This window comes from Comamonas sp. JUb58, assembly GCF_004364775.1.
GTDB lineage: Bacteria > Pseudomonadota > Gammaproteobacteria > Burkholderiales > Burkholderiaceae_C > Comamonas.
Window position 1 is genome coordinate 155,173 of the sequence record NZ_SOAL01000014.1, and the last position, 9,764, is coordinate 164,936.

General features: G+C 58.6%; 12 protein-coding genes. 9 read left to right on the forward strand and 3 right to left on the reverse strand.

Going from position 1 to position 9,764, the window contains the following annotated elements; all coding sequences use genetic code 11:
- Positions 1–69 precede the first annotated feature (69 nt).
- From lipA to EDF71_RS16495, 3 genes are all read right to left on the reverse strand, one after another.
- Positions 70–1,050, reverse strand: coding sequence for a lipoyl synthase (lipA, locus tag EDF71_RS16485; RefSeq protein WP_133857646.1), 981 nt, complete (start codon positions 1,048–1,050; stop codon positions 70–72).
- 141 nt (positions 1,051–1,191) lie between these two features.
- Positions 1,192–1,896 carry a lipoyl(octanoyl) transferase LipB gene (gene lipB, locus EDF71_RS16490; protein ID WP_133857647.1) on the reverse strand — a complete coding sequence of 235 codons (705 nt, stop codon included), beginning with the start codon at positions 1,894–1,896 and terminating at the stop codon, positions 1,192–1,194.
- Positions 1,897–1,953: 57 nt separating this feature from the next.
- Positions 1,954–2,265, reverse strand: a complete 312-nt coding sequence (locus EDF71_RS16495; protein WP_133857648.1) for a DUF493 family protein — start codon at positions 2,263–2,265, stop codon at positions 1,954–1,956.
- A 219-nt stretch (positions 2,266–2,484) separates the two neighbouring features.
- Here EDF71_RS16495 and EDF71_RS16500 point away from each other — a divergent pair, with 219 nt between their 5' ends.
- From EDF71_RS16500 to EDF71_RS16540, 9 genes are all read left to right on the forward strand, one after another.
- The gene (locus tag EDF71_RS16500; RefSeq protein WP_133857649.1) at positions 2,485–2,958 is read left to right on the forward strand and encodes an ATP synthase subunit I; all 474 of its coding nucleotides are present in this window, start codon (positions 2,485–2,487) and stop codon (positions 2,956–2,958) included.
- A 20-nt stretch (positions 2,959–2,978) separates the two neighbouring features.
- Positions 2,979–3,842 carry a F0F1 ATP synthase subunit A gene (gene atpB / locus EDF71_RS16505; RefSeq protein WP_133857650.1) on the forward strand — a complete coding sequence of 288 codons (864 nt, stop codon included), beginning with the start codon at positions 2,979–2,981 and terminating at the stop codon, positions 3,840–3,842.
- Between the two features lie 52 nt (positions 3,843–3,894).
- Positions 3,895–4,143, forward strand: coding sequence for a F0F1 ATP synthase subunit C (atpE, locus tag EDF71_RS16510; protein ID WP_021025615.1), 249 nt, complete (start codon positions 3,895–3,897; stop codon positions 4,141–4,143).
- 35 nt (positions 4,144–4,178) lie between these two features.
- On the forward strand, positions 4,179–4,649 hold the full coding sequence (locus tag EDF71_RS16515) for a F0F1 ATP synthase subunit B (protein WP_021025616.1): 471 nt from the start codon (positions 4,179–4,181) through the stop codon (positions 4,647–4,649).
- A gap of 12 nt (positions 4,650–4,661) precedes the next feature.
- Positions 4,662–5,210: a F0F1 ATP synthase subunit delta gene (locus EDF71_RS16520; protein WP_133857651.1), complete on the forward strand. Its 549-nt coding sequence runs from the start codon at positions 4,662–4,664 to the stop codon at positions 5,208–5,210.
- Between the two features lie 42 nt (positions 5,211–5,252).
- A complete protein-coding gene (atpA, locus tag EDF71_RS16525) occupies positions 5,253–6,812 on the forward strand; it encodes a F0F1 ATP synthase subunit alpha (protein WP_021025618.1) in 1,560 nt (519 codons plus the stop codon).
- Between the two features lie 18 nt (positions 6,813–6,830).
- Complete coding sequence (atpG, locus tag EDF71_RS16530; RefSeq protein ID WP_021025619.1) at positions 6,831–7,703, forward strand: F0F1 ATP synthase subunit gamma; 873 nt, start codon at positions 6,831–6,833, stop codon at positions 7,701–7,703.
- Between the two features lie 34 nt (positions 7,704–7,737).
- Positions 7,738–9,141: a F0F1 ATP synthase subunit beta gene (gene atpD / locus EDF71_RS16535; protein WP_021025620.1), complete on the forward strand. Its 1,404-nt coding sequence runs from the start codon at positions 7,738–7,740 to the stop codon at positions 9,139–9,141.
- Between the two features lie 71 nt (positions 9,142–9,212).
- Positions 9,213–9,629: a F0F1 ATP synthase subunit epsilon gene (locus EDF71_RS16540; protein WP_021025621.1), complete on the forward strand. Its 417-nt coding sequence runs from the start codon at positions 9,213–9,215 to the stop codon at positions 9,627–9,629.
- The last annotated feature ends 135 nt before the right edge of the window (positions 9,630–9,764 follow it).

Consider the following 9,764-nt stretch of genomic DNA (forward strand, 5'->3'; position numbering starts at 1 on the left):
TCTGACGTGAGCCCCCATGCAAAAAGGCTGCCTACGAGGCAGCCTTTTTGCTGTGGCGAACACCGGGGCTTAAACGCCCGCAGCGTGTGCCTGCTGGTCAGCGTGGTAGCTGGAGCGCACCATCGCACCCACGGCGGCGTGGGTGAAGCCCATCTTGTAGGCCTCTTCTTCAAACATCTTGAAGGTGTCGGGGTGCACATAGCGGCGCACGGGCAAGTGGCTGTTCGAGGGAGCCAGGTATTGGCCAATCGTCAGCATGTCGATGTTGTGGGCACGCATGTCGCGCATCACCTGCAGGATTTCCTCGTCCGTCTCGCCCAGGCCCACCATGATGCCGCTCTTGGTCGGCACGGTAGGGTGCAGATCCTTGAACTTCTTGAGCAGGTTCAGGCTGAACTGGTAGTCGGAGCCGGGGCGCGCTTCCTTGTACAGGCGCGGTGCGGTTTCCAGGTTGTGGTTCATCACATCAGGCGGAGCGGCCTTCAGGATTTCCAGCGCGCGGTCATCGCGGCCGCGGAAGTCGGGCACCAGGATTTCGATCTGGGTCGTGGGCGAGAGCTCGCGGATGTTCTTGATGCACTCGACAAAGTGGCCCGAACCACCGTCGCGCAGGTCATCGCGGTCCACGCTGGTGATCACCACATACTTGAGGCGCAGCGCGGCAATGGTGCGTGCCAGGTTCAGTGGCTCGTTCATGTCCAGTGGGTCGGGGCGGCCATGGCCCACGTCGCAGAACGGGCAGCGGCGCGTGCACTTGTCGCCCATGATCATGAAGGTAGCCGTGCCCTTGCCAAAGCATTCGCCGATGTTGGGGCAGCTGGCCTCTTCACACACCGTGTGCAGATTGTTCTGGCGCAGGATGTCCTTGATCTCGTAGAAGCGGGTCGTGGGGCTGCCGGCCTTGACGCGGATCCAATCGGGCTTTTTCAGCACCTCGGCTTGCTGGACCTTGACGGGAATGCGCGCCAATTTGGCGGCCGCCTTTTGCTTGGCCAGCGGGTTGTAGGTGGCAGCGGACTGTGCTTCGCGCACGACTTCATTGGTGCTCATGTTGCTCACTTTAGTTGTTTCACCGCGTTCTGTGCGACAGGCACGCACAAAACCGGAGGGGCCGTAGGCTCTGAGCAGGTACGGCCCGAGGCTGCTGCGCCGCCCCTTAGTGGGGAATAGGGCGTGCGCTGCGGCACCAGGTTATGCAGAACCGGCAGGCGCCAAGCGGGCGGAAAGCTCTTGCGCCAAGGTCTTGGCCACGTCCTCCCAGTCGGCGTTAACCCCAATTGTAGAAAGATCGACGGTTTGCAGTCCGGCATAACCGCAAGGGTTGATGCGGTGGTAGGGTTCCAGGTCCATCTTTACATTCAGGGCCACGCCATGGTAGCTGCAGTGCCGGCTGATCTTGATGCCCAAGGCCGCGATCTTGCCCAGGCCTTCAAATACCGGCTCGGGTGCGGGGCTGTTGGCATCGCGCTGCGTCGGGCGCTGGGCCAGCATCGCGTGGGAGAAGGGGTCCTCCAGGCGCACATAGATGCCCGGGGCACCAGCCACGCGGTGGCCGGTCACACCAAAGGCGGCCAGGGTGCGGATCACGGCTTCTTCGATACGGAACACATATTCTTTGACGAGGTAGCCCGCGCGCTGCAGATCGATCAAGGGGTAAGCGACCACTTGCCCCGGACCGTGGTAGGTCACTTGGCCGCCCCGGTTGGTCTGCACCACCGGAATGTCGCCTGTATGCAACAGATGGCTGGGCAGACCGGCAATGCCCTGGGTGAAAGTGGCCGCGTGCTCACAAATCCATAGCTCATCGGGCGTCTGCGCGGAGCGCTGGGCGGTGAATTGCTGCATGGCTTGCAGCGTGGGCGCGTAGTCGGCCTGGCCAAGAAAGCGGGTTTGCATGGCAAAAAGCGGCCACGAAGGGCCGTCAAGGTTCACAAAGGTGACAACAAGGCCCGCTTACAGTACGACCTTGACCATGGGGCTGGAGGTGAGCGCCCGGTAGAGGTTGTCCAGCTGTTCGCGGCTGGTAGCCGTCACGGTGATGGTGACGCCCAGGTACTTGTCGCCGCTGCTGGGGCGCAGCTCCACGGTGCTGGCATCGAAGAAGGGGTCGTGTTCCTTGGCGATGGCGGTGACCGCGTGGACAAAGCCTTCCTGGTTGAGCCCCATCACTTTAATCGGAAAGTCTGAGGGGTATTCGATCAGAGAATCTTTGCGAGGATCAGCGCCGGAATCGGTGGACTCAACAGGAGGTGTAGTGGTGCTCATTTTGCTATTAAAACAGAAGCTTGCAAGTGATGTGCCATCAGTCGATAAGCCATCTTCCTGGTGTGGAATTTGTCGGATGCAACTGACGTGAAAAGGGGCGAGATGGGAGCTTGTGTGCCGCAAAAAAACAGACGCGCAACAAAACGCTTCCCGTTTGCAACGGGTTTATCCTTATAATCGCAGGCTTTGGCTAGGTTGTTCTGCCCGGGAGCCAACACTATGACAACAAATGCTCCACAAGAAGAACATGTGGCCGAAGAGCCGGACTTCAAGCCCCTGACTGCGCAAGAAGCAGCAGAGTGGCGCCAGCGCCATCCACCGGTATCGGTGGTGCGTGTGGTGAAGTGGCAGCTGGTCGTCGGGGTGGTACTCACTGTGTTGGTGGGTCTGGTGACGCAGCGGGCCGGATGGATGTGGTCGGTGGCATACGGTGCGGCGGCGGTGGTGATTCCTGCTGCCTTTTTTGCACGTGGGTTGCGGCTGCATCTGGGGGCTGGGCAAGAGAATCTTGCGATGGTCCGGTTCTTTGGTTTGGAGATCGCAAAATTGGTTTTGACCGTGGTGCTGCTCTTGCTGGCGCCACTGGTTGTGCCGGGACTCAACTGGTTGGCGCTGGTATTGGGTCTGGTTGTAGTGATGAAGACGTACTGGTTGGCGCTTTGGCTGCTGACCAGATCTGCAAAAATTTTGTAATTGAGAAGAAGAGTTGTCCGATGGCCGCAGAAGCGAATGCACCCACTGCAAGTGAATACATCGTTCACCACTTGCAGCATCTTCAGAATATCAAGCAAAAGTCGATCATCGATTTCTCGGTGATCAACCTTGATTCGATCTCAGTGAGCGTGATCTTGGGCGTGCTGGGCATCTTCGTGATGTGGCTGGCAGCACGCACTGCTACTTCGGGCGTACCTGGTCGTTTCCAGGCTGCGGTCGAGATGCTGGTCGAGATGGTGGATAACCAGGCCAAGGCCAATATCCACAACGCCCAATCGCGCAAATTCATTGCTCCTCTGGCACTCACCGTCTTCGTCTGGATTTTCCTGATGAACGCGATGGACATGCTGCCGGTCGACCTGCTGCCACTGCTGTGGCAAGGCGCTACCGGTGACCACCACGCTTATCTGCGTGTCGTGCCTACCGCCGATCTGTCGACCACCCTGGGTCTGTCGACTGCCGTGCTGATCCTGTGCCTGTACTACAGCGTCAAGATCAAGGGTCTGGGCGGCTGGGCGCACGAACTGGTGTCCGCTCCCTTCGGTACCAGCAAGAATCCTGTCTTTGCCGTGATCCTCGGCATCGTCAATCTGCTGATGCAGATTATTGAATACGTTGCCAAGACGGTTTCGCACGGTATGCGACTGTTCGGCAACATGTACGCTGGTGAGTTGGTGTTCATGCTGATTGCCCTGATGGGTGGCGCAGCCGCTATGTCGCTCTCTGGTGTGTTGCTCCCCGTGGGGCACATCATTGCAGGCACGATCTGGGCGATCTTCCACATTCTGGTGATTACTCTGCAAGCCTTCATTTTCATGATGCTGACGCTGATTTATCTCGGCCAGGCACATGAAGCTCACTAACTGTTCCCTTTCCTTTTTCTCTTAACCTTTCTTTTTTTTCTCAGGAGTCATCATGGAAAACGTTCTCGGTCTCGTCGCTCTGGCTTGTGGTCTGATTGTTGGTCTGGGCGCTATCGGCGCTTCGATCGGTATTGCTCTGATGGGCGGCAAGTTCCTGGAATCGTCGGCACGTCAGCCTGAGCTGATCAACGAACTGCAAACCAAGATGTTCATCTTGGCTGGTCTGATCGACGCTGCATTCCTGATCGGTGTTGCTATCGCTCTGCTGTTCGCTTTCGCCAACCCATTCCAACTGGCCTAAGCTCCGATCAACGCCGTAGATAGAAAGGTGTTGCCGTGAGTATTAACGCGACCCTGTTCGTTCAGGCCATTGTCTTCTTGATTCTGGTGCTCTTCACGATGAAATTCGTGTGGCCACCTATTGCCAAGGCGTTGGATGAGCGAGCAAAGAAAATCGCCGATGGTCTTGCTGCTGCCGATAAGGCAAAGTCCGAGTTGACAGCTGTGAACAAGCGCGTTGAGGAAGAGCTTTCCGCAACCCGCAATGAGACAGCGTCGCGTATCGCGGACGCAGACCGTCGTGCCCAAGCAATCGTAGAAGAGGCCAAGGCCCGTGCTACCGAAGAAGGCAACAAGATCATTGCCGCCGCTCGTGCAGATGCCGAGCAGCAAGTGATCCAGGCGCGCGAATCGCTGCGCGAGCAAGTTGCAGCTTTGGCTGTCAAGGGTGCTGAGCAGATTCTCCGCAAGGAAGTCAATCCTGCGGTCCACAGTGATTTGCTCAATCGCCTGAAGACTGAGCTGTAAGGAAGCAACGAAATGGCAGAACTCGCCACCATTGCCCGTCCTTACGCTGAAGCCTTGTTCAAGGCCTGCACCGAAAAAGGTGTTGGCTTGAGCGACGCCCTGTCTTGGACGGACGAACTGGCGGCGATTGCCGCCGATCCGGAAATGCGCCAACTGGCCGACAATCCCAACGTCACCAACGAACAGGTGATCGATGTGATGGCTGGTGTGACGCTGGCACGCGGTTGGGCCTTGTCAGACCTGGCGCGCAACTTCCTGCGTACGGTGGTAGATAACCGCCGTCTGGATGCGCTGCCTGAAGTGGCCTCGCAATTTCGCGCACTGGTGAACCGCAACAACGGTTCGTCGGATGCGCTGGTGTACAGCGCCTTCCCCATGGATGACTCCGCATTGAATGCGCTGGGCACCGTGCTGGAAAAACGCTTTGGCCGCCCACTGAATCTGAGCACCACCGTGGACGAGTCGCTGATTGGCGGCGTTCGCGTTGTGGTGGGTGACGAGGTGCTCGACACCTCGGTCAAGGCCCGTCTCGAACAAATGAAAGCAACCCTCACTGCGTAATGCAGTTCGAGGATTCGGCTAAACCATGAAAAGGAGTGAGTAATGCAACTCAATCCCGCAGAAATTTCTGAACTGATCAAGAGCCGCATTGAGGGTCTGTCAGGCAATTCCGATATCCGTAACCAAGGTACGGTCGTGTCGGTGACCGACGGTATCGTGCGCGTGCACGGCCTGTCCGATGTGATGGCCGGCGAAATGCTGGAATTCCCAGCCACCGCCGACGGTCAACCTTCCTTCGGTCTGGCTCTGAACCTGGAGCGTGACTCTGTTGGCGCCGTGATCTTGGGTGAATACACCCACATCTCGGAAGGCGACATCGTCAAGTGCACCGGCCGTATTCTGGAAGTGCCCGTGGGCCCAGAACTGGTGGGTCGCGTGGTGAACGCTCTGGGCCAGCCTATCGACGGCAAGGGTCCTATCAACGCCAAGATGACCGACGTGATCGAAAAGGTTGCGCCTGGTGTTATCGCCCGTCAATCCGTGGACCAGCCCCTGCAATCGGGTATCAAGTCCATCGACGCGATGGTGCCCGTGGGCCGTGGCCAGCGCGAGCTGATCATTGGTGACCGCCAGACCGGTAAGACCGCTGTCGCTATCGACGCCATCATCAACCAAAAGGGCCAAGGCGTTACCTGCGTGTACGTGGCTATTGGTCAGAAGGCTTCGTCGGTCAAGAACGTGGTGCGTGCTCTGGAGCAAGCCGGCGCGATGGAATACACCATCGTCGTGGCCGCTACCGCTTCTGAATCCGCTGCGATGCAGTACGTGTCGGCCTACTCGGGTTGCACGATGGGTGAGTACTTCCGCGACCGTGGCCAAGACGCCCTGATCGTGTATGACGACCTGTCCAAGCAAGCTGTGGCTTACCGCCAAGTGTCGCTGCTGCTGCGCCGTCCACCAGGCCGCGAAGCGTTCCCTGGCGACGTGTTCTATCTCCACAGCCGCCTGCTCGAGCGCGCAGCCCGCGTGAACGCGGACTACGTGGAAGCCTTCACCAAGGGTGAAGTCAAGGGTAAGACGGGTTCGCTGACGGCTCTGCCAATCATCGAAACCCAAGCCGGTGACGTGTCGGCCTTCGTGCCTACCAACGTGATCTCGATCACCGACGGCCAGATCTTCCTGGAAACCAGCCTGTTCAACGCCGGTATCCGTCCCGCTATCAACGCCGGTATCTCGGTGTCCCGCGTGGGTGGTTCCGCTCAGACCAAGCTGATCAAGGGCCTGTCCGGCGGTATCCGTACCGACCTGGCACAGTACCGTGAACTGGCTGCTTTCGCACAGTTCGCTTCTGACCTGGACGATGCAACCCGCAAGCAACTGGACCGCGGTGCCCGCGTGACCGAGCTGCTCAAGCAAGCCCAGTACAGCCCTCTGCCCGTCGCTCTGATGGCTTCGTCGCTGTTTGCCGTGAACAAGGGTTTCATGGACGACATCGAAGTCAAGAAGGTTCTGTCCTTTGAATCGGGTCTGCACCAGTTCCTCAAGACCAGCTACGGCGCCTTGGTGGACCGTCTGAACGAGAAGAAGGCTTTCGACAAGGAAGGCAAGGACGAAGCTGAATTGACTGCAGCCATCACTGCATTCAAGAAGTCCTTCGCTTAATCCGGTCGAGGAGTCATCATGGCAGCAGGCAAGGAAATACGCGGCAAGATCAAATCGGTGGAAAACACCAAGAAGATCACCAAGGCCATGGAAATGGTTGCCGCATCCAAAATGCGCAAGGCGCAGGAGCGGATGCAGGCAGCCCGTCCATACAGCGAAAAGATTCGCGCAATTGCAGCTCACCTGAGCCAGGCAAACCCCGAATATGTCCACCCCTTCATGGTGTCGAATGACGTCAAGAAGGTGGGCGTGATCGTGGTGACGACTGACAAGGGCCTGTGCGGCGGCATGAACACCAATGTGCTGCGTGCCGTGACGAACAAGCTCAAGGAACTGCAATCCGCTGGTGTCAGCACGGAAGCCGTGGCCATTGGCAGCAAGGGTCTGGGCTTTCTGACGCGCGTGGGTGTCAAGGTGGTGGCCAACGCTACCGCCTTGGGCGATACGCCGCATCTGGATGCGCTGATCGGCCCGGCCAAGGTTTTGCTCGATCAGTACGCTGAGGGCAAGCTGAGCGCGGTCTATTTGTGCTACACCAAGTTCATCAATACGATGAAGCAGGACTCGGTTGTGGAGCAGTTGCTGCCCCTGTCGCAAGAAGCGATCCAGGGCTCGGCACCGGCTGCATCCCACGGCTGGGACTATATCTACGAGCCCGATGCGCAAAGTGTGATCGACGAGCTGCTCGTGCGTTATGCGGAATCGCTGATCTATTCGGCAGTTGCAGACAACATGGCTTCCGAGCAGTCTGCACGCATGGTGGCCATGAAGGCCGCTACCGACAACGCCGGCAACGTCATCAACGAGTTGAAGCTGATCTACAACAAGACGCGTCAGGCTGCGATTACGACCGAGTTGTCGGAAATCGTCGCAGGCGCCGCGGCTGTGTAATACAGCTCGACTGAAATCAATATTGGAGCAACAAATGGCTCAAGTACAAGGCAAGATTGTTCAATGTATCGGTGCGGTGGTGGACGTTGAGTTCCCCCACGGCAGCGTGCCTAACGTGTATGACGCACTGAAGCTCGAAGGCACTGCCCTGACGCTGGAAGTGCAGCAACAGCTGGGCGACGGCGTGGTGCGTACCATTGCGCTGGGCTCGTCGGACGGTATCAAGCGTGGCCTGATGGTCACCAACACCGGCAAGGCGATCACCGTGCCCGTGGGCAAGGCAACCCTTGGCCGCATCATGGACGTGCTGGGTAACCCCATCGACGAACGCGGTCCTGTGGACCAGTCGCTGACCGCTTCCATCCACCGCAAGGCCCCCGCTTATGACGAGCTGGCCCCTGCACAGGAACTGCTGGAAACCGGCATCAAGGTGATTGACCTGGTGTGCCCGTTCGCCAAGGGCGGTAAGGTCGGTCTGTTCGGTGGTGCCGGTGTGGGCAAGACCGTGAACATGATGGAGCTCATCAACAACATCGCCAAGGCGCACAGCGGTCTGTCCGTGTTCGCCGGGGTGGGTGAGCGTACCCGTGAAGGTAACGACTTCTACCATGAAATGTCGGACGCCGGTGTGGTGAACCAAGAGTCGCTGAACGACTCGAAGGTTGCCATGGTGTACGGCCAGATGAACGAGCCACCAGGAAACCGTCTGCGCGTGGCGCTGACCGGCCTGACCATGGCTGAAGCGTTCCGTGACGAAGGCAAGGACGTGCTGTTCTTCGTGGACAACATCTACCGCTACACGCTGGCCGGTACCGAAGTGTCCGCACTGCTGGGCCGTATGCCTTCGGCTGTGGGCTACCAGCCTACGCTGGCCGAAGAAATGGGCCGTCTGCAAGAGCGTATCACCTCGACCAAGGTGGGTTCGATCACCTCGATCCAGGCCGTGTACGTGCCAGCGGACGATTACACCGATCCATCGCCAGCAACGACCTTCGCTCACTTGGACTCCACCGTGGCGCTGTCGCGTGACATCGCTTCGCTGGGTATCTACCCTGCAGTGGACCCACTGGCTTCGACCAGCCGCCAGCTGGACCCCCAAGTGGTGGGTGAAGAGCACTACTCGGTAGCCCGCCAAGTGCAGGGTACCCTGCAGCGCTACACCGAACTGCGCGACATCATTGCGATTCTGGGTATGGACGAACTGGCTCCCGAAGACAAGCTCGTCGTGGCCCGCGCTCGTAAGATCCAGCGTTTCCTGTCGCAGCCTTTCCACGTTGCTGAAGTGTTCACGGGCGCTCCAGGCAAGTACGTGCCGCTGTCGGAAACCATCCGCGGCTTCAAGATGATCGTCAACGGCGAGTGCGACCACCTGCCCGAGCAAGCCTTCTACATGGTTGGCACGATCGACGAAGCCATCGAGAAGGCGAAGAAGATCTAAGCTTTGCAGAACGGGCTGCAGCACGCAGCCCTTCTCGCGAACTAGTTTCTTTTTCACTCTGAGGATCAAAGATGAACACCTTCCACGTTGATGTGGTCAGTGCTGAAGAATCCATCTTCTCCGGCGAAGCCCGCTTTGTGGCTTTGCCTGGCGAAATGGGCGAACTCGGTATCTACGCCCGCCACACGCCGTTGATCACCCGCATCAAGCCGGGTTCGGTGCGCATTGAGAAGGCCGACGGCGGCGAAGAGTTCATCTTCGTGGCTGGTGGCATTCTCGAAGTGCAACCCGACTGCGTGACCGTGCTGTCCGACACCGCTGTGCGCGGCAAGGACCTGGACGAGCAAAAAGCGGTTGAAGCCAAGCAAAAGGCTGAAGAAGCCCTCAAGAACGCCAAGGGCGAGCTTGACCTGGCCAAGGCCCAATCCGAGCTGTCCGTCATGGCAGCCCAGATTGCCGCTCTGCAAAAATACCGCAAGAAGCGCTGATCCGCTGTCTGCGCAACTGCCACAGAAAAAACCACCGCATGTGAACTGACCCCAAGAAGTTGGACAGTTGAATGTTAGCGGCTCAAGGCCTGAGTTCGGTACTCCACCGGGCTCAGGCCTTTTAGTTTGAGCTTG